Origin of the sequence: Pseudomonas sp. NFR09, from assembly GCF_900111535.1 — a bacterium.
In the GTDB taxonomy this organism is placed as follows: domain Bacteria; phylum Pseudomonadota; class Gammaproteobacteria; order Pseudomonadales; family Pseudomonadaceae; genus Aquipseudomonas; species Aquipseudomonas extremorientalis.
Map to the genome: position 1 here is coordinate 39,590 of NZ_FOIH01000003.1, position 22,612 is coordinate 62,201.

Here is a 22,612-nt window from a genome sequence, read left to right on the forward strand (position 1 = left end):
CCTTGGCGATGTTTATAGGATCCTATACATTTAGTTCATAGGATCCTATGGAAAGTCAACGCCCTCATGAAGACTCAAACGCCTGCTCCAAACCCCATGCAACAGATCGGCCTGGCGAACCGCGGTTTCATCCGCCTCTACGAAGGTCGCCTGAGAGAGCTGGGCTTTGCTGTCGCGCAGATTCCGGTGCTGGCGGCGCTCAAGCACAGCGAGGGTTTGCCCCAGGCCGAACTGGTGCGCATTGCCCGTGTCGAGCAGTCGAGCATGGCCCAGTTGCTGGGCCGTATGGAGCGTGACGGCATGATCGAGCGGGTGGCTGACCCGGCTGATAAACGCAGCCGCTTGATTACCCTGACCGATGCGGCGCGCGAACGCATGCCCGCCGCCCGCGCGATCATGCTGCAAGGCAGCGCGCAGGCGCTGGAGGGGTTCAGTGAAGAGGAAGAGGCGACCTTGCTGGCGTTGCTGCTAAGGGTGAATGCCAACCTGGAGCGTGCCGGCGAGTAGCTGTTCAACCGCGGCCAACGCGGTGGCGCGGCGCTGTGCCCAATGACCACGAATCACCAGGGCGGGCTGCTGATGGTGCTCGAGCCACTCCAGGCTGCCACGGAAGAACGCTCGGCGATCCGCCAGGTCCGGCTGGCAGCGCTGCCCGTCGGCGGTCCATTCCACATCCTCCGGCGATAATAACAAGTGCAGGTCGTAATGGCGGGCCAGCAGTTCGCTGTCGAGCCAGGCCGGGTAGTCGCCGAACAGGGTCTGGCTCCAGAGCTTGTTGGTCAGCAAATGCGTGTCGAGGATCAACAGCGCAGGCTGTTGGGCGCGGGCGGCGTCTTCCCAGGCCAGTTGACCACGGGCAATGGCCGGGATATCGGCCAGGGTGGTGTCGCGCTGATGGTGATCGATGAAATGGCGCACATATTCACCGACCATCAACCCGCCGAAATGCGCCTGCAACTCTGCGGCCAGCCAGCTTTTGCCGCTGGATTCCGGGCCGGCCAGTACCACCACCTTCATGCGTGCAACGCCGGATCGGCGCGCCATTCACGCCAGCCTTGCACGGCGATCACGGTAAACAGTGCATAGAGCGCGGCGGTAAGGTACAGGCCTTTGTAGAGGAACAGCCCGACGAAGATCACATCCACTGCGATCCACAGTGGCCAGCACTGCACGCGTTTCTGCGCCATCCACATCTGCGCCACCAGGCTGAAGCCGGTGAGGGCGGCGTCCAGCCAGGGCTGGGCGGCATCGGTCCAGTGCGCCATGGCGGCGCCGAGCAACAGGCTGCCCACTGCGCCCACGGCCAGGCTGGCCATGATCGCCGGCACTCCCAGGCTGGTGACCTGGCGCCCTTGCTTGACCTCGCCGGCGCGGGTCCACTGCCACCACCCGTAGACCTGCAGCGCGGCGTAGACCACCTGCAAGAGCATGTCGGAATAGAGCTTCACATCGAAGAACACCCAGGTGTACAGCAGCACCATGACCAGGCCGATGGGCCAGCACCAGGGGTTTTGCTTGACGGTCAGCCACACCGCGATCACCCCGAGGGCGGCGGCGAACAGTTCAAGCCCGGACATGGTGGTTCCTTGGGAGAGTGGGAGAGGGCGGGGATTGTAACCAAAGAAGAATGCTGCGGGCATTATCTCTGTGGCGAGCGGGCTTGCCCCGCGTTGGGCTGCGTAGCAGCCCCAATAAATACGCCGCGTACTGTCTGACAGTATGCGGTGTCTGGTTTTAGGGCTGCTGTGCAGCCCAACGCGGGGCGAGCCCGCTCGCCACATTAAGCGGGCTCGCCACAAGCAGCATCAGATCTTGAATTGGCGCAGCAGGCCGTCGAGCTGGTCGCTCAGGCCACGCAACTGTGCACTTGCCAGACTCGACTGCTCCGCCGCCAGTGCCGTGCTGTGGGACAACCCGGCCGCCTGGGTGACGTTCTGGTTGATGTCTTCCACCACATGGGCCTGTTGCAGCGTCGCGCTGGCAATCGAGGCGTTGAGGCCGTTGAGGTTGCGCAATGCCTGGCCGATGGCGGTCAGGCTGGCCCCGGCCTGGCCGGCTTGTTCGATGGTCAGTTGGGAGGCGCTGTGGCTGTCGCTGATCACCTTGACCGCCGCTTCCGAGTGGCCCTGCAGGCGCTCGATCATGCCCTGGATCTCGGCGGTGGACTTTTGTGTGCGCTGGGCCAGCAGCCGCACTTCATCGGCCACCACGGCAAAGCCGCGGCCTTGCTCGCCGGCACGCGCCGCTTCAATTGCCGCGTTGAGGGCCAGCAGGTTGGTCTGGTCGGCGATCGAGCGGATCACTTCGAGCACGCTGCCGATCTGGGTGCTTTCGGCGGACAGGGTACGGATCACCTCCACCGCCTGGCTGATGGTGCCGGAGAGCTGGTCGATCTGTTGCAGGCTGCCGTCGATATTGACCTGGCCTTGTTGCGCCTGGGCCTGGGCGTCGCGCATTTCGCTGGCGGCGTGTTCGGCGTTCTTGGCTACGTCCTGCACGCCGTAGGTGACTTCGTTGATGGCAGTAGCCACCAGCTCCATCTGCTGGGACTGCTGCTGGCTGCGATCATGGGCCTGGGTCGCATTGGTGCCCAGTTCCTGGGACGACTGGCCCAAGGCGTTGGCGCATTCCTGCAACTGGCTGGCCACCTGGCGCAGCTTGGCGGTGAAGCTGTTGAAGTGCCGGGCCAGTTGGGTGACTTCGTCCTGGCCATGGGTGTCGAGGCTGCGGGTCAGGTCGCTTTCGCCGCTGGCGATGTTGCCCATGGCGTTCACCGCATCCTGCAACGGCCGCACGATGCTGCGGGCGATCAGCGCTACCAGCAATGCCATGAGCACCGCGATACCCAGGCCGATAAACGAGGCTTTCCACACCTGGCCGCTGAACTCGGCCTGCACATCGTCCACGTACACGCCGGAGCCGATGATCCAGCCCCACGGCTCGAACAACTGGATATACGAGGTCTTGGCCACCGGCGCTTCGGCACCCGGTTTCGGCCAGCGATAGTTGACGATGCCGGCGCCCTTGGCCTTGGCCAGGCTCACGAATTCATTGAACACCGCAAACCCGTCGGGGTCGCGGATGGCCGAGAGGTTCTGGCCGTCGAGCTTGGGGTTGGCCGGGTGCATGATCATCACCGGCGTGAGGTCGTTGATCCAGAAGTAGTCGTCATGGTCATAGCGCAAACCGCGCACGGCACTCAGGGCCTGTTTCTGGGCGGCTTCGCGGGTCATGACGCCGGTAGTTTCCAGGCCGTGATAAAACGTCAGGATCCCGCTGGCGGTCTGGACCACGTGTTGGGTCTGTTGGCGCTTGGCCTGGTAAAGGTCGTCGTGGATCTGCTTGAGCATCAATAAACCCAGGGCCAGCAGCATCAGCACGGCGACTATCAGGATCAGCCAGAGGCGCCGGCTGATCGACATATTGCGCAAACTGTTCATCGTCCTGTCACTCCGTGCTTTTTATAATTGTGGGCGCTGCATCGACTTTTCCGCCTTGTCTGATAGGCTTTCGGCCTGTATTCGGAAAACCTGAGTACTGTCTGATTTTTCACAAGATTTTTGCGTACCGGGTGTGAGAGTCACCCCCGGGTCTTGTCGTCAGTGAACCATTAAAAAGATCAACAAGGCTTGCCATAGAGCAAGACCTTTGGGGGAAGCATGGATTTTTGGACCGCCATACAGGCATTGATTCTTGGCGTTGTGGAGGGGCTGACCGAGTTCCTGCCGATTTCCAGCACCGGCCACCAGATCATCGTCGCCGACTTGATCGGCTTCGGCGGCGAGCGTTTCGAAGCCTTCAACATCATCATCCAGCTGGGTGCGATCCTTGCCGTGGTCTGGGAGTTTCGCCGCAAGATTCTCGACGTGGTCATCGGTTTGCCGACCCAGCGCAATGCCCAGCGCTTTACCATCAACCTGATCATTGCCGTGTTGCCGGCAGTGGTGTTGGGGGTGATCTTCGCCGACCTGATCAAGCACTACCTGTTCAACCCGATCACCGTGGCAACCGCCTTGGTGGTAGGTGGCATCATCATGTTGTGGGCCGAGCAGCGTCAGCACCGTAGCCACGCCAACACCGTCGACGAGATCACCTGGAAAGACGCGGTCAAGATCGGCTTCGCCCAGTGCCTGGCCATGATCCCCGGCACGTCGCGCTCCGGTGCGACCATCATTGGCGGCCTGTTGTTCGGCCTGTCGCGCAAGACCGCGACCGAGTTCTCGTTCTTCCTGGCCATGCCGACCATGGTCGGTGCTGCGCTGTACTCGGGCTACAAGTACCGTGACCTGTTCCAGCCAGCGGATTTCCCGGTGTTCGCCATCGGCTTCGTGACCTCGTTCATCTTCGCGATGATTGCGGTCAAGGGCTTGCTCAAGTTCATCGCCAGCCACAGCTACGCGGCATTTGCCTGGTACCGCATCGCATTCGGCCTGCTGATCCTGGCGACCTGGCAGTTCGGCTGGATCGACTGGACGGCGGTCAAGCCTTGAACATCCAGTATCCGCGTTTGAAGGCGGCGATCTTCGCGCTGTTGTGCGCGCCGCCGTTGATAGGGGCCGCGCTGGTCTGGTATCGCGGCGAGACGCTGATCCCGCTGGCCGCCTATGGTGTCGTCAGCGTGATCGCGTTTTTCCTGTACTGGAGCGACAAGCGCAAAGCGCAGACCGACCGCTGGCGCACCCCGGAAAACATCCTGCACGCCGTGGAGCTGGCGGGTGGCTGGCCGGGAGCGTTGATTGCCCAGCAGGTGTTCCGGCACAAGACGCGCAAGGTGTCGTACCAGGTGCTGTTCTGGGTGATCGTGCTGTTGCATGAGGTGTTCTGGCTGGACCAGTTGTTCCTCGGCGGCACCTTGCTCTCAGTCCTCTAGCCGCAACCCGACCTGCGTGCGCTTGGGCAACTTGCTCACCACCAACTGGTGGGAACGCTGCAACAAGCCGCGCAGTTCTTCGGCGCCCAGTGGGTAGGGCGTGTTCATGATGATCCACTGTGCACGCGCCAGGTACGGCGCCGGGTGGATGCCGGGGCGATCCACATGGCCCAGGAACAGTTCCTTGTCGACCTTGAACGCCAGCGAGTCACCGCGCAGGTTTTGCAGGGCGAACATCTTGTTGCCGGCAATCGAGAACACCCGCACGCCGCCCCATTTGTAGTCTTCGCGCGCGCCGGGCAGCGCCAGGCAGAACGCCGCGACTTGTGCTTCGGTCATCTTCATAGCAAGCGGTCTCCACAGCCTTTGAAACCTTCTTCGAGGTAGTCGATCCAGGCCCGGATCGCCGGCAGCACGCCGCGCCGATGCGGGTAGACGGCCTGGAGCCAACCGCCCGGCAACGACCATTCGGGCAACAGTTGCACCAACCGGCCGTTTGCCAGTTCCTCTTCACAGTACATCATCGGCAGTACGGTAAAGCCCAGGCCCATGATGGCGCTGGCTTTGCGCACGATAAAGTCGTCGATACCCAGGCGGGCTTCCATCGCCAGGTCGTGGGCGTTGCCCAGGGGATCGAGAATGCGCTGGTGCACCAGCCGGTCCGCCTCCAGTGCACCGAGGATCGGCAGCTGCTTGAGGTCGTCCAGGGTCGTGACCTGACGCCCGAGCATCAGTGCGGGGCTGGCCACCAGCACGGTCTGGGCCTGGCGCAGGCGTTTGGTCACCAACAGCGGGTCCTCATCGCCCAGCTCACGCACGCGCAAGGCCACATCGATGCCTTCGGCCACCAGGTCGACGCGGCGGTTGACCAGGGTCATCTCCAACTGCACCTGAGGGTGGGCGGCAAGAAAACCGGCGACCAGCTCCGGCAGGATGTGCTGGGCCATGCCCACCGGGCAGCTCACCCGCAGTCGCCCACGGGGCTCGCTGGACATGCTGGCTACGGCCTCATCGGCCATTTCCGCCTCCAGCAGCATGGCCTGGCAATGGCGCAGGTAGCGTTCGCCGACGGCGGTGAGGGTAAGCTGGCGGGTGGTACGTTGCAGCAGGCGTGCACCGAGGCGCTCTTCCAGCTCGGCGATGCGCCGCGACAGCCGCGACTTGGGAATTCCCAGCAGCCGGCCGGCGGCGGCGAAACCGCCGGCTTCGACGACTTTGGCGAAATAATAGAGGTCGTTGAGGTCTTGCATGGTCAGCCCATTGTCCTGTCAATGGGACGAACTATCCGCGCCTGACGAGGGCAAATCCACTACAAATGCGCACCGCCCATCAACACATACTTCACCTGCACATACTCTTCGATCCCGTAATAGCTGCCTTCGCGGCCATACCCGGACTGCTTGATCCCGCCAAACGGCACCGACGCGGTGCCGACCGAGCCTGAGTTGAGAATCACCATCCCGGCCTCCAACTGGTGCGACAGGCGCAACGATCGCCCCAGCGCGCTGGTGTAGGCATAGGCGACCAGGCCGAACTCCGTCTGGTTAGCGCGGGCGATCACTTCTTCTTCGTCCTTGAACGAGTAGATGGCGAACACCGGCCCGAAGATCTCCTCGGTCGCCAGGGGGGAGTCGTCCCGCAAACCGGTCAACACCGTCGGCTCGTAGAACAGGCCGCCCCTGGCGTGGGGCCTGCCGCCCATCAGCACGCTGGCTCCGGCAGCCTTGGCGGCTTCCACCAGGCGCACGACCTTGTCAAAGCCCGCTTGATTGACCAGCGGGCCGACCACAAAACCTTCACGCAGGCCCTGGTCCACTTCGATCCCGGCCACTGCATGCTGCACGCGCTGGATGAAGTCCTCGAGGATGCTGTGCTGCACAAATATCCGGTTCGGCGAGATGCATACCTGGCCTGAGTTGCGCAGCTTGGCACCGACCAGTCCCTTCACTGCCTCATCCAGATCGGCGTCCTGGAACACGATAAACGGGGCGTTGCCGCCCAGCTCCAGGGTCATCTTCTTGATGCTTGCCGCGCATTGTGCGGCAAGCAATTTGCCAACGCCGGTGGAACCGGTAAACGAGATCTTGCGGATACGCGGGTCGCCCGTGAGGATCAGGCCGATCTCCCTGGGGTCGCCCGCTACCACCTCCAGCACGCCTTCCGGGATGCCAGCCTTGCGTGCGTACTCCAGCAATTTGAAGGCCGTCAGCGGTGTATCCTCGGCAGGCTTGATCACCATGGTGCAACCGGCGGCCAGGGCCGTGGCGACCTTGCGGGTGATCATCATGAACGGGAAATTCCACGGGGTGATGGCGGCGACCGGGCCGATGGCCTCCTTGGTCACCAGCACGTTGGCGTTGCGGTCATGGGTGGGGATCGTGTCGCCGTACACGCGCTTGGCCTCTTCGGCATACCACTCGATAAAGCCCAGGCCGTAGTCGATCTCGCCACGGGCTTCACTGAGGCATTTGCCGTTTTCGCGGCAGAGCAATTCGGCGAAGGCTTCCTTGTCGGCCTTGACCGCGTCATGCCAGTGGCGCAGGAGGTCGCTGCGCTCCTTGGCCAGCCTGGACGACCATGCGGGAAAGGCGGCACAGGCACGGTCGACGGCGGCCTTGACCTGGTGGGTGGTGTTCTGGGCGACGCGGCCGACTTCTTCGCCGGTAGCAGGGTTGTAGACGATAAGCATGGGGAGTCTCCGAGGGCTGAAAGTGCGGTTCCAGGCTACGCAGAGACAGTGTTTGAGCGAATATCCATTCCAATGTGCTGATTGCCTATTCCTATGAGGCCGTAGCCTGGATGCGGATTGCGCGCTACCGTGGCACTTTGCACAGAGGCCAGGATCCATGGACCGTACAGACAGAATCATCGCGCTGATGGACACCCTGGCGCCTGTCGAGGGCTATAACCTCAGCGCTCTGGATGACGTGCGCTTCCTGCGCTCCAACCGCCCCTTGCAGCGGGTGCCGGTGCTGTATGACCCCGGCATCGTGATGGTCTGCCAGGGGCGCAAGCGCGGTTACCTGGGGGAGGAGGTTTACCTGTACGACGCCCGGCATTACCTGGTGGTGTCAGTGCCGGTGCCGTTCACCATGGAGACCGACGCCAGCGAAGCCGAGCCCATGCTGGCGGTGTACCTGCGCCTGGACTTCACCCTCGCGGCCGAACTGATGGTGGCGCTGGATGAGTTTCCGGCGCTGGTCGACGCCAAACCGCGGGGCATGTATTCATCGCCCATGGATGACTTGCTCAGCGAGTCGCTGTTGCGCTTCCTGCAAGCCATGGGCACGCCGATGGACGCGCACATCCTTGGCCCGGCGTTGATGCGCGAAATCTACTACCGGATCCTCACGGGCGAGCAGGGCGGTTCGATGCGCGCCGCGTTGAATCGCCAGGGGCAGTTCGGCAAGGTGGCGCGGGCGATTCGCAAGATCCATGGGTGTTATGCCCAGCACCTGGACGTGGAGGCGTTGGCCCGGGAGGCGATGATGAGCGTGCCGAGCTTTCACGCGCATTTCCGCACGGTCACCGACACCTCGCCGATGCAGTACCTCAAGTCCACGCGCCTGCACCAGGCGCGTTTGCTGATGCTGCGCAGCGATATCAGCGCCGCCACGGCAAGTGCCAAGGTCGGCTATGAAAGCCCTTCGCAGTTCAGTCGCGAGTTCAAGCGCTTCTTCGGGCGCACACCCCAGGCGGAAATCCAGTGGATGAAACGCACCTATGCGTTGCCGGCGCCTACGTCGGCGTCGATTTACGTGTCGTCCCATTGAACATTGTCCTGCTGGCGGGACAAACAGTCGCGTTTCAATGGTCTAATCCTTTATTCGGATCATCTGTAGGATGAACCTCACTCGAACGCCCCACGGCGATCCTCACTTGGAGATTCCGCATGAAACTGTTGCATATCGATTCCAGCATCCTCGGCGACAACTCGGCGTCCCGTCAGCTCAGCGCGGGCGTGGTCAAGGCCTGGCAAGCGGCTGAACCGGGTGTGGAAGTGACCTACCGTGACCTGGCCAGCGAAGGCATCAACCACTTTTCCGGCGCAACCCTCGGCGCCCTAGGCACCGCCGCCGAACTGCGTGATGCCGCGCAGAAGCATGAGGCTGACCTGAGCGCTTCGTCGCTGGCTGAATTCCTCGCCGCCGACGCAGTAGTAGTTGGCGCACCGATGTACAACTTCACCATTCCGACCCAGTTGAAAGCCTGGATCGACCGTATCGCCGTCGCCGGCCAGACTTTTCGCTACAGCGAAGCCGGCCCTGAAGGCCTGTGCGGCAACAAGAAGGTCATCATCGTGTCCACCGCAGGCGGCCTGCACGCCGGCCAGGCCTCGGGTGCTGCCCATGAAGGCTACCTGAAGCTGCTGTTTGGCTTCCTGGGTATCACCGATATCGAAATCGTACGCGCCGAAGGCCTGGCCTACGGTGATGAAGTGCGCAGCAAAGCCCTGAACGACGCCAACGCAGTCATCAACGAACAATTGTTCGCCACCGCGTAAGGCTTGTGTAAATTCCGCCTTCCCTCGGTTTCATTCTGAAGCCGGGCGCCTAAACTCTGTATTCTGCTCGCCTCAAAGCGAACGGAGTACGGAGTTTTTTCGTTTGTGCGCTGTCATTACTTTGGCCCAGGTTGTGCAAGCGTGGGTTTAACACCCTGGACTTTTTTCGATATGTCGGTTCTCACGCAGCAAAGGTGGACATCCCCATGATGCGTCTTTGTGCCGTTATGGTTCTTTCCCTGCTCGGCGGCCTGATTTCAGTGCACGCCGCACCTGCGCCGCACCCGCATTGGAGTGTGGGCTTCCATCGCATGACGTTTCTGGATCCGTTGGATCTGCAGCCGATGAAAGCCGTGGCGTTCTACCCGTCCACCGGCCTTGAGCACACCACGCAACTGGGCGCCTACCACGTCGCCGCTACCGAAGATGCCAAGATCGCCATCGGCCGTTTCCCGATGCTGATGCTGTCCCACGGCAACACCGGCACGCCGCTGGCGCTGCATGACCTGGCCACCTCCCTGGCGCGCAAGGGCTTTGTAGTGGTAGCGGTGCTGCACCCTGGCGACAATTACAAGGATCACAGTCGCCTGGGCACGGTGAGCAACCTGTACGGGCGACCGATCCAGATTTCCGAAGCGATTACCGCCACCCTGGGCGACCCGATGCTCTCGCCATTCGTCAACGTGGACCAGGTGGGTGTCATTGGCTATTCAGCCGGGGGTGAGACCGCGTTGATCCTGGCCGGCGCCAAGCCGGATTTCGACCGCCTGCGCCGGTATTGCCAGGAGCGTCCGGAAGATCGCGACGCCTGCACCACCAAGGGCGAACTGGTGGTGGACCGTGATGACCTGCAACCGCAATCCGACCCGCGCATTCATGCCTTGATGTTGATGGCGCCGCTGAGCCTGATGTTCGGCCGTCACACCCTGGCCGATGTGCATGTGCCCGTGCTGCTCTACAGCGGCGACGGCGACAAGTTGGTGGCGGTGGACAAGAACGCCGCCGCGCTGGCGCGCAAACTGCCGGAGCCGCCGGACTTCAAGCTCTTGGCCGGGGCAGGGCACTTCGTGTTCATGGCGCCGTGCGACAGCGATCAGTTGGCAACAATGCCGGCGATCTGCACGGATGCCGATGGGGTTGACCGTGAAGGCATTCACCGCGACCTGATCTCCGAGGCGGGGCGGTTCTTCAGTCACACCCTCGGCCAATCTACCCGGGCAGGCTTGCAGACCGCTGATCAGTAAGCGCGGCGCATAAGCAGCAGGGTCACGCCCAGGGCCGTGACCGACAACAGTGCGGCACAGAAGAAGATCCAGCCGTAGCCGAGGTTCAGCGCCACGGCGCCCATCAACGGCCCGGCAATCGCCAGGGCCAGGTCAAAAAACACCGCATACGCACTCAGCCCCGCGCCACGGCTGCTGTTGGGCACCTGCTTGATGGCTTCCACACCCAGCGCCGGGTACACCAGCGACAAGCCAAAGCCGGTCAGCCCGGCGCCGATCAATGCCACCCCGGTGGACGGCGCCAGCCACAGCAGGGTCAGGCCGAGGGTCTCGATGGTCATGCAGGCAACGGCTGCGCGAAAACCGCCGAAACGGCTGATGGCAGAGATAAACACCAGTCGCGACAGGATAAAGCACACGCCGAATACCGTGAGGCAGTAAGCCGCGCCGGCCCAGCCACGATTGAGGTAGTACAGGGTGATAAAGGTGGTGAGGGTGCCGTAGCCAATCGAAGCCAGGCACAGGCTGGCGCCAAACGGCGCGATACGTCCGAATACCGCCCAGAACGGCAGCCGTTCGCCACGTACCACCGGCACCGAGGGTTTATTGCGGATCAGCACCAGCCCTAGCGCGGACAATACCGTCAGTGCGATGCCGAGGCTGTGGTAGCCATATTCCGCGACCATCACCACGCCAAGCGGTGCCCCAATCGCGATGGCACCGTAGGAGGCAATACCATTCCACGAGATCGACCGTGCGGTGTGTTCCGCACCCACCGCGCCCATGCACCAACTGATGGTGCCCACGCCGATCAGCCCCTGGGCCACCCCCAGCAGCAGCCGCGCGACGATCAGGATGCCCAGGCTCAACGATGGCAGGCTTGCCACCAGCGTGGCGAAGAACGTCAGTACGCCACTCACTAGAATCCCGGCCAGGCCCAGCACGATCGCACGCTTGGTGCCGACGTTGTCTGACATGCGCCCGGCCATGGGGCGGCTGAGCAGCGTCGCCAGGTACTGCGAGCCGATGGTGATCCCGGCCACTACCGCGCTGAAACCCAGTTGTTCGTGTACATAGCCAGGAATCACCGCAATCGGCAGGCCGATGCAGATAAATGCGATGAAGGTGTAGAAGACAATGGAAACGATCTGCAGGGTGATCGATATCGAGCTGGGGGCGGCGGCAGGCATGGGCACTCGTTCGCGGGCGGGCGGTGCGGGCATGATGGCAAGGGCGCGGGGGAAAAGGAAGCTGGCTAACGACTTTGTCTGATGAATAGGCTTTGTGCGGTAAACGATGCTGTTGTGGCGAGCGGGCTTGTTGTGGCGAGCGGGCCCGTTCAATCACAACGGGCCCGCTTGGCACGGCTTTTTGGCGGAGTGCTTTAGAACACCACACCCTGGCTACGCAGGTAGTCGTCATAGCTGCCGCTGAAGTCGATCACGCCGGTGGCGCTCAACTCGATGATACGGGTGGCCAGGGACGAGACGAACTCACGGTCGTGGCTGACGAAGATCAGCGTGCCCGGGTAGTTCTCCAGCGCCAGGTTCAGCGCTTCGATGGATTCCATGTCCAAGTGGTTGGTCGGTTCGTCCATGATCAGTACGTTCGGCTTTTGCAGGATCAGCTTGCCGAACAACATGCGGCCTTGCTCACCACCGGAAATCACCTTGACCGACTTCTGGATCTCGTCGTTGGAGAACAGCATACGGCCCAGGGTGCCACGGATCATTTGCTCGCCCTGGGTCCACTGGCCCATCCAGTCGAACAGGGTCACGTCGTCTTCGAAGTCATGCGCATGGTCCTGGGCGTAGTAGCCCAGTTCCGCGGCGTCGGTCCACTTGATGCTGCCGGCGTCCGGGGTCAGTTCGTTGACCAGGGTGCGCAGCAGGGTGGTCTTGCCGATACCGTTCGGGCCGATGATCGCCACGCGTTCGCCAGCTTCGACCTGGAAGCTGAAGTCCTTGAACAGCGGCTTGCCGTCGAAGCCCTTGGCCATTTTTTCGACCATGACTGCCTGGCGGTGCAGCTTCTTGTTCTGCTCGAAACGGATGAACGGGCTGACCCGGCTCGACGGCTTGACTTCGGCCAGCTGGATCTTGTCGATCGCCTTGGCACGGGAGGTGGCCTGCTTGGCTTTGGAGGCGTTGGCCGAGAAGCGGCTGACGAAGGATTGCAGTTCGGAGATCTGCGCCTTCTTCTTGGCGTTGTCCGACAGCAGTTGCTCGCGGGACTGGGTCGCCACGGTCATGTACTCGTCGTAGTTGCCCGGGAACAGGCGCAGCTCGCCGTAGTCCAGGTCAGCCATGTGGGTGCACACGCTGTTCAGAAAGTGACGGTCGTGAGAGATGATGATCATCAGGCTGGAGCGCTGGGTCAGGATGTTTTCCAGCCAGCGGATGGTGTTGATGTCCAGGTGGTTGGTCGGTTCGTCGAGCAACAGCACTTCAGGATCGGAGAACAGCGCCTGGGCCAGCAATACGCGCAGTTTCCAGCCTGGAGACACTTCGCTCATCGGGCCGAAGTGCTGTTCCAGGGGAATGCCCAGGCCCAGCAGCAGCTCACCGGCGCGGGATTCGGCGGTGTAGCCGTCCATCTCGGCGAACTCGGTTTCCAGCTCGGCCACGGCCATGCCGTCTTCTTCGCTCATTTCCGGCAACGAGTAGATGCGGTCGCGCTCGGCCTTGACCTTCCACAGCTCTTCATGGCCCATGATCACGGTGTCGAGCACGGTGAATTCTTCGTACGCGAACTGGTCCTGGCGCAGTTTACCCAGGCGTACGTTCGGTTCCAGCATGACCTGGCCGCCGGACGGGTCGAGGTCGCCGCCGAGGATTTTCATGAAGGTCGACTTGCCGCAACCGTTGGCACCGATCAAGCCATAACGGTTGCCAGCGCCGAACTTGACCGAGACATTCTCGAAGAGCGGCTTGGCGCCGAACTGCATGGTGATGTTAGCTGTGGAGATCAATTACTTTACCTATCAATGGGTTGCGAGCGTGTTGGCAAGAGCCTTCAGGCATGCGTCAACAGCGACATCAAGGCGCGAAACCCGGTCGCTGAGCAGAAAATGGGGGATGTGTGTTGGAATTTGGCGCGCATTGTCGCATATGTCAGGCGACAGTTGTATGTCCGGCGAAGGAAGGTTTCTCCAAGGTCTCCGGCATCGCCAGCCATAACAACGCCAAGGCCAGCGCCGCAACGCCGGCAAGCGTCAGGAAGGCAGCGTTGTAGCCGGCTTGCTGCACCACGAAACCCGCCAGGCTGCTGCTCAACGCCGCGCCCAGGCCAAACACGGTGGAGAGGGCGCCCAGGCTGACGTTGAAGCGGCCGGTGCCTTGGGTCAGGTCCTTGACGATCACCGGGAACAGCGCGCCGAAGATCCCCGCGCCAATGCCGTCGAGCATTTGCACGGCCACCAGCCAGTAAGGATCATTGGACAAGGTGTAGAGCACGCCGCGCAGCGGCAGGATCATGAAGCCGATCATCAACAACGGTTTGCGCCCCCACAGGTCAGCCTTGAGTCCGACCAGCCAGGCCATCGGTACCATCACCAACTGCGCGGCGACGATGCACGCCGAGGTCAGCGGCGTGGCCATCTGCAGGTTGATCTGCGACAGTTTCTGGCTGACCAGCGGCAGCATGGCGGCGTTGGCCAAGTGAAACAGGGCGCAGCAAATGGCAAACAGCAACAGCGGACGATTGGCCAGCAGCACTTTCATCCCGGATGGTTGTTCATGGTCGGTGTGATGTTCCGGGTCGAAGCCGCGGGCCACTTCATGGTCGATGGCCTCGGCGGACACACAGCTGATCGCAATGATGCTGGCGAGCGCCATGAACGCCATCAGGTAAAACACCACCACCGGACCAAACAAGTAGGCCAGGCCGCCGGCCAACAGGGCAGCCACGGCATTGCCGGCGTGGTTGAAGGTTTCGTTGCGTCCGGTGCGGCGGGTGAACGCGCGCGGTCCGGTGATTCCCAGGGAAATCGCGGAAATCGCCGGCGCGAACACCGAGGCAGCGACAGCGCTGGCTGCCTGTGTCAATGCCACCAGGCTGAACGAGCTGACAAAGGGCAGCATCAGGCAACTGACGGTTACCACAATGGCGGCCAGCGCAATCACCGCGCGCTTGCTGCGGGTGCGGTCGATCAACGCGCCCGCCGGGCCTTGGGTGATCAATGCCGCGATGCCTGCCAGGGTCATGACCACGCCGATGCTGGCCGGGTCCCATTTGTGCACGGCCAGCAGGTAAATGGCCAGGTAGGGACCGAGGCCGTCGCGCACATCCGCGAGGAAGAAATTCAGGCTGTCGAGGGACAAGGTATTACGCAGGTCGGAATGGTTGGCCACGGCGAGCACTTCGCAAGCGGTGTTCAAGGACTGAACACGCATTGCGTTAGTGACCCGTTGGCCTTGCGTTAAGTTTCGTGCATTAGCTGGGTTTTATTCCGTGGGGACATGGCTTATTTTCTGAGCCCCTTTTTATGGATTACCTGGAGACGCAATGGACATGCCCTCAGCTCAACAGGCAATTGCCTGCAACAAAGACGCCTGGGATCAATCGGCCGGCCTGCACAAGACCACCGACACCTGGAACGCGTTGCTCAACAGCGTCGGCCAGGCGGACTTTTCCTGCCTGGACCCCACGATTACCGGGCTGCTGCAAGACATTGGCGTGGCCGGCAAGGACGTGGTGCAGCTGTGCTGCAACAATGGCCGCGAAAGCCTGTCGCTGTTTGGCCTGGGCGCACGTTCGGTGGTAGGGGTGGATCAATCCCCGGCGTTCCTCCAGCAGGCCCGGGAGTTGGCCGATGTCTCGCCGCACAACCCTGAGTTCATCGAGAGTGACATCCATCATCTGCCGCCAGCGTTGCACGGGCGCTTCGATATTGCCCTGGTTACGATTGGGGTGTTGGGCTGGATGCCGGATGCAGCGCTGTTCATGCAGCATGTTGCGCGCACCCTCAAGCCGGGGGGCACGTTGGTGATGTATGAAACCCACCCGTTTCTGGAGGTGTTCGATCCCCGGGCGCAAAACCCATTCCTGCCGGCCAGTTCCTACTTTCAGCGCGAGCCGTTCGTGCTGCAGGAGTCGATTGTCTATGAAGGCCAGGGTGAAGTGGCCGGACCGACCTCCTATTGGTACGTGCATACCTTAGGCGACATAGTCAGTGCCGCGATCGGCGCGCAGTTGCAGATCGGCCACCTGCAGGAATATCCCCATTCCAATCGCGAAGAACTGTACGACCAGTACGAGCACCAGCCCGCACAATTGCCGATGTGCTTTACCTTGACCGCCACCAGGCGTCTTGAGTGAGAGGGCTTTTCCAAAAGCAAAAACGCGCTGGTCAGGCGCGACGCACGAAAGTACGCATGGTTTGACCTGGGCCGGTATTGAATATGATTGGCCTGGGCATGCCTTCATCTGCAGCGATAAAAACGAATTCATCCCCTTCCAGGCGATAGCTTGCGGGCAATCGCTTGCCGGCATCTTCGCCGATGGAATCGATCCAAGTGATGCTTTTAGGAAGTGTGCGGCTGTCGAGGAAAAACTGGCCAGCCAGGAGCACTTCACCATTGACCGTAAGCACTTCAAATTGGTCACCGCTGATGGTGGTCAGTGCACCGGGCGCGCTATGGGCATCGTCAACGGGGTTTGGCACGCCGTTGTCTTCAAGGGCGATTTGCTCCCAGACGCCTTGGAGCAGTTGGTAATCCGGATCGCGAGTAATCGGCATAGAGAGTCCTTTCGGGTTTATTTCGGTTTCAAGGCAATTATTCAACTGAAGTTGTCTATTCTTATGACAAGCATATTTCCAGTCGTTGATGTCTGTAGGAATATTTACGCAACGCGCGGCGAACATAGTTTAATGGGTTGGGATTTTTCATTACCCTGAGTTGTCAGATTGCTCCGAAGACTTGTACATCGGTGTCGCAGGGCGTTGCCCCTGGCCCTTCAACGGGCTTTCCAAACATTTGCGGTGATGGCCGTTTAATGTCATTTTTTTAGGTGAGCTAATTTTGAATCGAAACGTCCCGCTTCATGTGACTCCTTCTTCAGATGAAATTGACCTGTACGACCTCTTTCATTCGATCTGGCGGCAAAAAAGACTGGTCCTTGGGTGTGCGATCATTGCGGGGGTTTTGGGGGGCGGTTACGCGCTTTTGGCGCCCCGGACTTATGAGGTCAGTAGTGTATTGCGTCCTGCCGCGCTGAATGAGCTGGACGCGTTGAACCGTTCCGAGGTTTATAAGCTACCGCCCGCCGATGCGCTGTCAAAGGTGGGGTCGCAATTGGACTCTTACGAAACACGGCTGGAATTTTTCAAGTCGCACCAGCAATTGTTCAAGGCATTTCAGAAACCAGGCCAAAGCCTGGAGCAGTCTTTCGAAGACTTCAATCGCAACGCGGTCAACCTCATTCTGCCTGACCCCAAAAAGGCTGACTCGTTGAGCAGTTACATCCGCCTGGAGTTGCAGTACCCCGCCGATGTCGATGGTGTGGCGATTCTCAACGGGTTTGTCGATTACGCTATTGGCGCCGAGCGCGAGCAAGTGGGCGCGGACCTCAAGGTGATCGTCAATAACCGCTTGAACGAGCTCAAGGGCAAGATTGATGCCGCTCGCGCCAATTATGAGAACGAGAAAGAGTCGAAGATCGCCTCACTGCTGGAAAGCGACCGGCTCAAGCGTGCCCAGTTGCAAGATGAGCTCAGTGCGCTGCGTCTGCAGATGAAGATGGAGCGCAGTGATCGGCTGGCAGAACTGACCGAGGCCATCGCCATTGCCAAGTCCCTGGGAATCAAAACCCCGACGACGCCGTCGGCAATGGCGGATGCATCACGCGGTGGGAGCGGGCAGGTCATGCGTACTGAAGTCAACAACCAGAAAATCCCGCTGTATTTCATGGGCTCCAATGCGCTTGAAGCGGAGCGCGACGCACTCCAGCGACGCACCAGCGACGATTTCACCAACGCCCGCGTCGCCGAGATCGGCAAAGAATTGCAAATGTTAGAGGTGAACCGTAAGGTCGAGGTACTGCGCAGGCGCGACAATGAGGACATTTTCCTGCAGGATGTCGAACCGCTGCGTGCCGAAGTCGCGCGGTTGCGCAACTTGAACATCGATATGAGCAACCTCAAACTGGTGACCATTGATCGTCGCGCCCAGGAGCCGCTGGCGCCGATAAAGCCGAAGAAAGCGCTGGTGGTTGCCTTGAGCCTGACTGCAGGGCTGGTGCTGGGGCTGGTCATCGCGTTGATCCGCTACGTTGTGCAGAATCGTGGACAACCGGCACCTTACTCGCCGCTGGAAGAGGGGCGTTTTTCCCGCCGAGAGCGCAAGGACGATGAACCTTTGCTGTAACAGCATCGCGCACAACGGCGGTTCATGCCCAGTGGTTGTGCGCCTTCGCAACATCCGTCAGAAGACAGCTTTTCACAATTCTTAGTTAACTTTTGGTTACAACCTGTGGCTAAATAACTGCAAAGGGCCACGCGCCGGGTGGTCACTCAGCCGGTCGTGCCGATTGTGTGAATTGTGATTTCAGGTGCTGCTATCCATCCTCGTCCGTTGTGGGCACGCAGGAGCAGCCTGTTCTCTTCTGACTTGTGACGAAATCCCTTGAAACTCATCATTGTTATTCTCTACGTTGCCTCGATTGCGTATGTACACCTGCGTGGGCGGGTGCGGCACAAGCTGGGGCGCCAACTCAGTGATCATTCGACCTTCCTCGCGCCGATCAACTGCTTTCTCTACCTCTTTTCCAGGCTGCCCAGCCGACCTTATCTGTCGCCCAGCGATTTCCCGGACCTGAGCCCGCTCCAGGAGCATTGGCAGGAGATTCGCGAGGAAGGCCAGAACCTGCTGCGCGCCGGCGAAATCAAGCGCTCGGAACAGTACAACGACGTAGGTTTCAATTCGTTCTTCAAGTCCGGCTGGAAGCGCTTCTATCTGAAATGGTATGGCGACAGCCACCCGTCGGCGATGAAGCTGTGCCCGCGTACCACCGAGCTGGTGCAGGGCATCGGTTCGATCAAGGCCGCGATGTTCGCCGAACTGCCGCCGGGGTCCAGGCTGGTGCGCCATCGCGACCCGTATGCCGGCTCGTATCGCTATCACCTGGGCCTGGACACGCCGAACGACCCGGGCTGCTACATCAACGTGGACGGTGAGAACTACTACTGGCGTGATGGCGAGCCGGTAATGTTTGACGAGACCTACATCCACTACGCGGAAAACACCACGCAGCAGAACCGCATCATTCTGTTCTGCGATATCGAGCGCCCGATGAAATACCGTTGGGCCGCTGCGTTCAATCGCTGGTTCAGCCGCAACGTAATGGCGGCTGCGGGCTCGCCCAACGATGCCGGTGACAAGACGGGCGGGCTCAACCGCGCCTTCACCCGGCTGTACAAGATTCGCTTGCGCGGCAAAGAGCTGAAAAAGCGCAACCGTACGCGTTATTACCTGGAAAAATGGGCGATCTTTGCAGGGTTGGCCGCCATTTTCCTGCTGATCTGAGTGCTTCGGGCGCCATTCACTCCGGTGGATGGGCGTCCAGTTTGTCCCACATCTTTTTGCTGATCTTCTGTCGATTGGTATAGCCGTCCCAGGGATCGTTCTTCAAGCCGTCCAAGCGCTGCTGCAGATTGGCGACGGTCCATTGTTGGGCCCCGCGCAATCCCTTCAATTCCTCGCGACTGACCGGTACCGACACCGGCAAACCTGGCCGCGCCCTTACCGAATAAGCGGCCACGGTACTGGCGCCCCTTGCGTTGCGCAGGTAGTCGATGAAGATCTTGCCCACCCGGTTTTTTGGCCCTGACGTCGCGGTGAAGCGTTCGGGCAGTTGCTCGGTCATGAATTGGGCAATCGCTTTGGCGAATGCCTTGACAGTGTCCCAGTCATCTCGGCGCGCCAGCGGCACGACCAGGTGCAGGCCTTTGCCGCCACTGGTTTTGACGAAGGCTTGCAAGCCCAATTCGTCCAGGACCGAGAGGGTGAGTTGCGCCGCTTCCAGCATGCTTTTCCACGGCAGCGCGGGGTCGGGGTCGAGGTCGAGTACAAACAGGTCCGGGGTTTCGATCTTGTCGACAGTGGCGCCCCAGGTATGAAACTCCACGGTGCCCATTTGCACCGCCCCGAGCAACGCCTTGGCACTGTCGACTTCCATCAGGCGCGCATGGCCGGGATCGAGTGCCTGTTCCAACTGCTTGATGTTGGGAATGGCCAGGCGCTCCGAATGTTTCTGGAAGAACTGTTCGCCGTCGATGCCTTCGGGTGCCCTCAGCAGTGACACGGGACGGTGACGCAGAAAAGGCAGGATCCACTCGCTGATGCTGTTGTAGAACTGCGCCAGTTGCTCCTTCTGCATGCCGCTCTGCTTATCGATTACGCGGTCCGGGTGGCTGATTTTCACGGTGTCAGTGGTTTTTTTCGCAGGTTTCATGGATTTGACCGTGCGCGGTTGCTCATGAATGACCTGTGCGGCCGGTTTGTCGGTGCGCATCGCGACAAACGCCGCCTGGCGGATCACCCCCTCACGGGTCCATTCGGCAAACTGCACTTCGCCGACCAGTGTCGGTTCCACCCAGTGCACGTCACGGGCCTGGGCGCTGGTCAGGGCTTTTTCAAGCGGCGATGACTTACGCTCCAATGGCCTGAGTTGCGCATGGATCGCCTTCAGTGACGCTTGATCAAACCCGGTGCCCACGCGTCCGGCGTACACCAATCCCGAGGTGTCATTCACTGCCAGCAGCAGTGCACCGAAACCGCTGCGCGAACCCTGCGGACGGGTGTAGCCGACGATCACGAATTCCTGGCGCAGGCGGCATTTGAGCTTGACCCAATCGGTGTTGCGACTGGACACGTACGGGCTGCCCAGGCGCTTGCCGATGACACCCTCGAGGACCAGGTCACAGGCGCTTTCAAAGATGTCCCGATGATGGGCAGTAAAGGCTTCGGAGAAGCGTAATAGCTTGCTTCTGCTGCCGGACAACGCAGTCTTCAGCGCTGCACGGCGATCTTCGACGGGGGCCTGGCGCTGATCCTGGCCATCCAGGAACGGCGCATCGAACAGGTAGTAGACAATGTCCAGGCTGCGTCCGATATCAAAGGCGTTCTGCAGCGCCTGGAAGTCCGGAAGGCCATCGCCGTTGAGGCTGACCACCTCGCCATCGAGCCAACTGTCCTTGAGCTTGAGGGCTTGCAAGGCCTTGGCCTGGCGCGGCAGGCGGTCGGTCCAGTCGTGGCCGTTGCGCGTGAACAGCCGCACCTCGCCGTCGCGGATGCGCGCAAGCATGCGGTAACCGTCGAACTTGATTTCGTACTGCCAATCGCCCTCGGGGGCGCGATCCACCAGGGTGGCCAATTGCGGGGTGAAGTGCTCGGGGAGGGCGACGCTGGTTTTTCGGGCTTTTGCGCGTGGTTTTGGCTTACTCAGCGAGGCGTCGCTGAGCACGCTGTCGGGCTGGGCCTGGACAATATCGTAGTCTTGGGCAGGTCGTGCCTGCGCGTCTTTTTCCTTGATCAGCAGCCATTGTTCCTTATCGCCGCTGCCTTTCAGGCGCGTGCGGACGAGTGTCCAATCGCCGGACAGCTTTTCGCCGACCAGGGTGAACTTGAGCTTGCCGGCGGCGTAGGCCTTGCGCGGGTCGTCATGGGGTTGCCACACACCGCGGTCCCACACGATGACGTCCCCGGCGCCGTATTGGCCCGCCGGGATACTGCCTTCGAAACTGCCGTAGCTGAGAGGGTGATCTTCGACATGCACGGCCAGGCGCTTCTGCGTCGGGTCCAGGCTGGGCCCTTTGGGCACTGCCCAACTGAGCAGTACGCCATCCAGTTCCAGGCGGAAGTCATAGTGCAGGTTGCGCGCGTCATGTTTCTGGATCACGAAAGACAGCGCCGAAGCGTTGCGTGTTCCTGCGGGCGCACTGCCCGCCGGTTCGCCGGTGACGCCGAAGTCGCGCTTGCGGTTGTATTCGCTGAGGGGCTTTGGCATGGCTTATGACGCCTTGGTGGTTTTCTTCGCGGCGGGCTTCTTGGCGGGTTTGCCGGCCAGGCTGCGCTTGAGTAACTCCGTCAGGTCGATCACATCGGCGGACTTGCGCTCTTCACTGTCCTGGCTGGTTTCCACATCCTCGATCTTGCCGGCCTTGGCCTTCTTGGCCACCAGCGCCATGATCTTTTCCTGGAAGCTGTCGCGATATTCATCGGGCTGCCAGTCGGCGCTCATGTCGTCGACCAGGCGCTTGGCCATGTCCAGTTCACCCTTGGCCAGGCTGGGTTTGGTCACGTCGCTGCCCAGTTCCAGTTCGTCCAGGCTGCGCACTTCGGCGGGCCAGCGCAGCATCACCAATACCAGCGCCGACTCCAGCGGCATGAGTGCCGCCAGGTGCTGCTTGGTGTGCAGGACCACGTTGGCCAGCGCGACTTTTTTGGTCTTCCTCAGCGTTTCCCGAAGCAGCGCGTAAACCTTGCCACCGCGCTTGTCCGGCGCCAGGAAGTAGGGCGTGTCGATGTTCTGCAACGGGATCTGGTCACTGGCGACAAACGCGATGATCTCGATGGTCTGGGTCGACTTGGGGTGGGCCGAGCGGATTTCCTCTTCGCTGAGTACCACGTAGCGGCCTTTCTCGAAGGCCACACCCTTGACGATGTTGTCTTTGGTGACTTCCTTGCCGGTGGTCTTGTTGATGCGCTTGTAGCCCACCGGGTCCATGCTGCGCTTGTCCAGCCAGTCGAAGTCAACGCCCTGCGATGACGTGGCCGAGACCAGCGACACGGGGATGTGCACCAGGCCAAAGCTGATGGCGCCTTTCCAGATAGCTCGTGGCATCGGTGCGACTCCTTGAGTAGAGGGGGTGTTCTGGTGACTCGGTGCCGATATGAAAAGTTTCCCTTGGCAGATGCGCGGACAGATCGTGTTACACCTGATGAGAAACTATTTAGTGTCGAAAGCCGAACCCAAGGCGTAGCGTGTTATCGAAAGCACGTACTCCTCACTCCC

Annotated in this window: 21 protein-coding genes; 9 read left to right on the forward strand and 12 right to left on the reverse strand. The window is 61.0% G+C overall.

Annotated elements, in window-relative coordinates; all coding sequences use genetic code 11:
- Window positions 1-66 precede the first annotated feature (66 nt).
- On the forward strand, window positions 67-507 hold the full coding sequence (locus tag BMX59_RS07675) for a MarR family winged helix-turn-helix transcriptional regulator (RefSeq protein ID WP_093120934.1): 441 nt from the start codon (window positions 67-69) through the stop codon (window positions 505-507).
- Here the strand turns inward: BMX59_RS07675 and BMX59_RS07680 are convergent.
- The 3 genes from BMX59_RS07680 to BMX59_RS07690 all read right to left on the reverse strand — a co-directional run bounded on the left by BMX59_RS07680 (window position 469) and on the right by BMX59_RS07690 (window position 3,440).
- A complete protein-coding gene (locus BMX59_RS07680) occupies window positions 469-1,017 on the reverse strand; it encodes an AAA family ATPase (RefSeq protein WP_092250208.1) in 549 nt (182 codons plus the stop codon). The two genes, BMX59_RS07675 and BMX59_RS07680, sit on opposite strands and share 39 nt — an antisense overlap.
- Window positions 1,014-1,577 (reverse strand): nicotinamide riboside transporter PnuC, encoded by a 564-nt coding sequence (gene pnuC, locus BMX59_RS07685; RefSeq protein WP_010210641.1) that lies wholly within the window; start codon window positions 1,575-1,577, stop codon window positions 1,014-1,016. The genes BMX59_RS07680 and pnuC overlap by 4 nt, the downstream gene beginning before the upstream one ends.
- A gap of 228 nt (window positions 1,578-1,805) precedes the next feature.
- Window positions 1,806-3,440: a methyl-accepting chemotaxis protein gene (locus BMX59_RS07690; RefSeq protein WP_093120935.1), complete on the reverse strand. Its 1,635-nt coding sequence runs from the start codon at window positions 3,438-3,440 to the stop codon at window positions 1,806-1,808.
- A gap of 219 nt (window positions 3,441-3,659) precedes the next feature.
- Here BMX59_RS07690 and BMX59_RS07695 point away from each other — a divergent pair, with 219 nt between their 5' ends.
- Both BMX59_RS07695 and BMX59_RS07700 read left to right on the forward strand, forming a co-directional pair.
- On the forward strand, window positions 3,660-4,490 hold the full coding sequence (locus BMX59_RS07695) for an undecaprenyl-diphosphate phosphatase (RefSeq protein WP_071488443.1): 831 nt from the start codon (window positions 3,660-3,662) through the stop codon (window positions 4,488-4,490).
- Entirely contained in the window at window positions 4,487-4,870 is a 384-nt protein-coding gene (locus BMX59_RS07700) for a DUF1294 domain-containing protein (RefSeq protein WP_092250201.1), read from the forward strand. The genes BMX59_RS07695 and BMX59_RS07700 overlap by 4 nt, the downstream gene beginning before the upstream one ends.
- On the opposite strand, the gene BMX59_RS07705 is transcribed toward BMX59_RS07700, so the two are convergent.
- Genes BMX59_RS07705 through BMX59_RS07715 form a run of 3 tightly spaced genes read right to left on the reverse strand, consistent with a single transcriptional unit; the run spans window position 4,859 to window position 7,559 of the window.
- A complete protein-coding gene (locus BMX59_RS07705; RefSeq protein WP_093120936.1) occupies window positions 4,859-5,215 on the reverse strand; it encodes an MmcQ/YjbR family DNA-binding protein in 357 nt (118 codons plus the stop codon). The genes BMX59_RS07700 and BMX59_RS07705 overlap by 12 nt on opposite strands.
- Window positions 5,212-6,120 (reverse strand): LysR substrate-binding domain-containing protein, encoded by a 909-nt coding sequence (locus BMX59_RS07710; RefSeq protein WP_092250195.1) that lies wholly within the window; start codon window positions 6,118-6,120, stop codon window positions 5,212-5,214. Before BMX59_RS07710 ends, BMX59_RS07705 begins: the two co-directional genes overlap by 4 nt.
- Window positions 6,121-6,179: 59 nt before the next feature.
- Complete coding sequence (locus tag BMX59_RS07715; protein WP_093120937.1) at window positions 6,180-7,559, reverse strand: NAD-dependent succinate-semialdehyde dehydrogenase; 1,380 nt, start codon at window positions 7,557-7,559, stop codon at window positions 6,180-6,182.
- Window positions 7,560-7,716: 157 nt separating this feature from the next.
- Here BMX59_RS07715 and BMX59_RS07720 point away from each other — a divergent pair, with 157 nt between their 5' ends.
- From BMX59_RS07720 to BMX59_RS07730, 3 genes are all read left to right on the forward strand, one after another.
- On the forward strand, window positions 7,717-8,643 hold the full coding sequence (locus BMX59_RS07720) for an AraC family transcriptional regulator (RefSeq protein WP_093120938.1): 927 nt from the start codon (window positions 7,717-7,719) through the stop codon (window positions 8,641-8,643).
- 119 nt (window positions 8,644-8,762) lie between these two features.
- Window positions 8,763-9,374, forward strand: coding sequence for an FMN-dependent NADH-azoreductase (locus tag BMX59_RS07725; RefSeq protein WP_092250187.1), 612 nt, complete (start codon window positions 8,763-8,765; stop codon window positions 9,372-9,374).
- 206 nt (window positions 9,375-9,580) lie between these two features.
- Window positions 9,581-10,618, forward strand: a complete 1,038-nt coding sequence (locus BMX59_RS07730; protein WP_071488437.1) for an alpha/beta hydrolase family protein — start codon at window positions 9,581-9,583, stop codon at window positions 10,616-10,618.
- On the opposite strand, the gene BMX59_RS07735 is transcribed toward BMX59_RS07730, so the two are convergent.
- The 3 genes from BMX59_RS07735 to BMX59_RS07745 form a co-directional block, all read right to left on the reverse strand.
- Complete coding sequence (locus BMX59_RS07735) at window positions 10,612-11,787, reverse strand: MFS transporter (RefSeq protein ID WP_093120939.1); 1,176 nt, start codon at window positions 11,785-11,787, stop codon at window positions 10,612-10,614. The genes BMX59_RS07730 and BMX59_RS07735 overlap by 7 nt on opposite strands.
- Before the next feature lie 194 nt (window positions 11,788-11,981).
- A complete protein-coding gene (locus BMX59_RS07740; protein WP_083351449.1) occupies window positions 11,982-13,568 on the reverse strand; it encodes an ABC-F family ATPase in 1,587 nt (528 codons plus the stop codon).
- Between the two features lie 142 nt (window positions 13,569-13,710).
- Window positions 13,711-14,949, reverse strand: a complete 1,239-nt coding sequence (locus BMX59_RS07745; RefSeq protein ID WP_092250282.1) for an MFS transporter — start codon at window positions 14,947-14,949, stop codon at window positions 13,711-13,713.
- Window positions 14,950-15,103: 154 nt separating this feature from the next.
- On the opposite strand from BMX59_RS07745, the gene BMX59_RS07750 reads away from it, so the two are divergent.
- On the forward strand, window positions 15,104-15,916 hold the full coding sequence (locus tag BMX59_RS07750) for a class I SAM-dependent methyltransferase (protein ID WP_092250181.1): 813 nt from the start codon (window positions 15,104-15,106) through the stop codon (window positions 15,914-15,916).
- 31 nt (window positions 15,917-15,947) lie between these two features.
- Here BMX59_RS07750 and BMX59_RS07755 read toward each other — a convergent pair whose 3' ends face one another.
- A complete protein-coding gene (locus tag BMX59_RS07755; RefSeq protein ID WP_071488433.1) occupies window positions 15,948-16,337 on the reverse strand; it encodes a TIGR03067 domain-containing protein in 390 nt (129 codons plus the stop codon).
- A gap of 283 nt (window positions 16,338-16,620) precedes the next feature.
- Here BMX59_RS07755 and BMX59_RS07760 point away from each other — a divergent pair, with 283 nt between their 5' ends.
- Both BMX59_RS07760 and lpxO read left to right on the forward strand, forming a co-directional pair.
- The gene (locus tag BMX59_RS07760) at window positions 16,621-17,964 is read left to right on the forward strand and encodes an LPS O-antigen chain length determinant protein WzzB (protein WP_071488432.1); all 1,344 of its coding nucleotides are present in this window, start codon (window positions 16,621-16,623) and stop codon (window positions 17,962-17,964) included.
- A gap of 258 nt (window positions 17,965-18,222) precedes the next feature.
- Complete coding sequence (lpxO, locus tag BMX59_RS07765) at window positions 18,223-19,122, forward strand: lipid A hydroxylase LpxO (protein WP_092250175.1); 900 nt, start codon at window positions 18,223-18,225, stop codon at window positions 19,120-19,122.
- A gap of 16 nt (window positions 19,123-19,138) precedes the next feature.
- Here the strand turns inward: lpxO and ligD are convergent, their stop codons facing one another.
- Window positions 19,139-21,604, reverse strand: a complete 2,466-nt coding sequence (ligD, locus tag BMX59_RS07770) for a DNA ligase D (protein WP_093120940.1) — start codon at window positions 21,602-21,604, stop codon at window positions 19,139-19,141.
- A 3-nt stretch (window positions 21,605-21,607) separates the two neighbouring features.
- The gene (locus BMX59_RS07775; protein ID WP_092250168.1) at window positions 21,608-22,441 is read right to left on the reverse strand and encodes a non-homologous end joining protein Ku; all 834 of its coding nucleotides are present in this window, start codon (window positions 22,439-22,441) and stop codon (window positions 21,608-21,610) included.
- Window positions 22,442-22,612 lie beyond the last annotated feature (171 nt).

What these genes read in the sequence shown, in the direction of transcription:
- BMX59_RS07675 (WP_093120934.1), top strand. Translation starts at nt 67, where the DNA reads ATGAAGACTCAAACGCCTGCTCCAAACCCCATGCAACAGATCGGCCTG.
- BMX59_RS07730 (WP_071488437.1), top strand. Translation starts at nt 9,581, where the DNA reads ATGATGCGTCTTTGTGCCGTTATGGTTCTTTCCCTGCTCGGCGGCCTG.
- BMX59_RS07710 (WP_092250195.1), bottom strand. Translation starts at nt 6,120, where the DNA reads ATGCAAGACCTCAACGACCTCTATTATTTCGCCAAAGTCGTCGAAGCC.
- BMX59_RS07725 (WP_092250187.1), top strand. Translation starts at nt 8,763, where the DNA reads ATGAAACTGTTGCATATCGATTCCAGCATCCTCGGCGACAACTCGGCG.
- BMX59_RS07695 (WP_071488443.1), top strand. Translation starts at nt 3,660, where the DNA reads ATGGATTTTTGGACCGCCATACAGGCATTGATTCTTGGCGTTGTGGAG.
- BMX59_RS07705 (WP_093120936.1), bottom strand. Translation starts at nt 5,215, where the DNA reads ATGAAGATGACCGAAGCACAAGTCGCGGCGTTCTGCCTGGCGCTGCCC.
- BMX59_RS07755 (WP_071488433.1), bottom strand. Translation starts at nt 16,337, where the DNA reads ATGCCGATTACTCGCGATCCGGATTACCAACTGCTCCAAGGCGTCTGG.
- BMX59_RS07690 (WP_093120935.1), bottom strand. Translation starts at nt 3,440, where the DNA reads ATGAACAGTTTGCGCAATATGTCGATCAGCCGGCGCCTCTGGCTGATC.
- BMX59_RS07715 (WP_093120937.1), bottom strand. Translation starts at nt 7,559, where the DNA reads ATGCTTATCGTCTACAACCCTGCTACCGGCGAAGAAGTCGGCCGCGTC.
- BMX59_RS07680 (WP_092250208.1), bottom strand. Translation starts at nt 1,017, where the DNA reads ATGAAGGTGGTGGTACTGGCCGGCCCGGAATCCAGCGGCAAAAGCTGG.
- BMX59_RS07735 (WP_093120939.1), bottom strand. Translation starts at nt 11,787, where the DNA reads ATGCCTGCCGCCGCCCCCAGCTCGATATCGATCACCCTGCAGATCGTT.
- ligD (WP_093120940.1), bottom strand. Translation starts at nt 21,604, where the DNA reads ATGCCAAAGCCCCTCAGCGAATACAACCGCAAGCGCGACTTCGGCGTC.
- BMX59_RS07750 (WP_092250181.1), top strand. Translation starts at nt 15,104, where the DNA reads ATGGACATGCCCTCAGCTCAACAGGCAATTGCCTGCAACAAAGACGCC.
- BMX59_RS07775 (WP_092250168.1), bottom strand. Translation starts at nt 22,441, where the DNA reads ATGCCACGAGCTATCTGGAAAGGCGCCATCAGCTTTGGCCTGGTGCAC.
- pnuC (WP_010210641.1), bottom strand. Translation starts at nt 1,577, where the DNA reads ATGTCCGGGCTTGAACTGTTCGCCGCCGCCCTCGGGGTGATCGCGGTG.
- BMX59_RS07720 (WP_093120938.1), top strand. Translation starts at nt 7,717, where the DNA reads ATGGACCGTACAGACAGAATCATCGCGCTGATGGACACCCTGGCGCCT.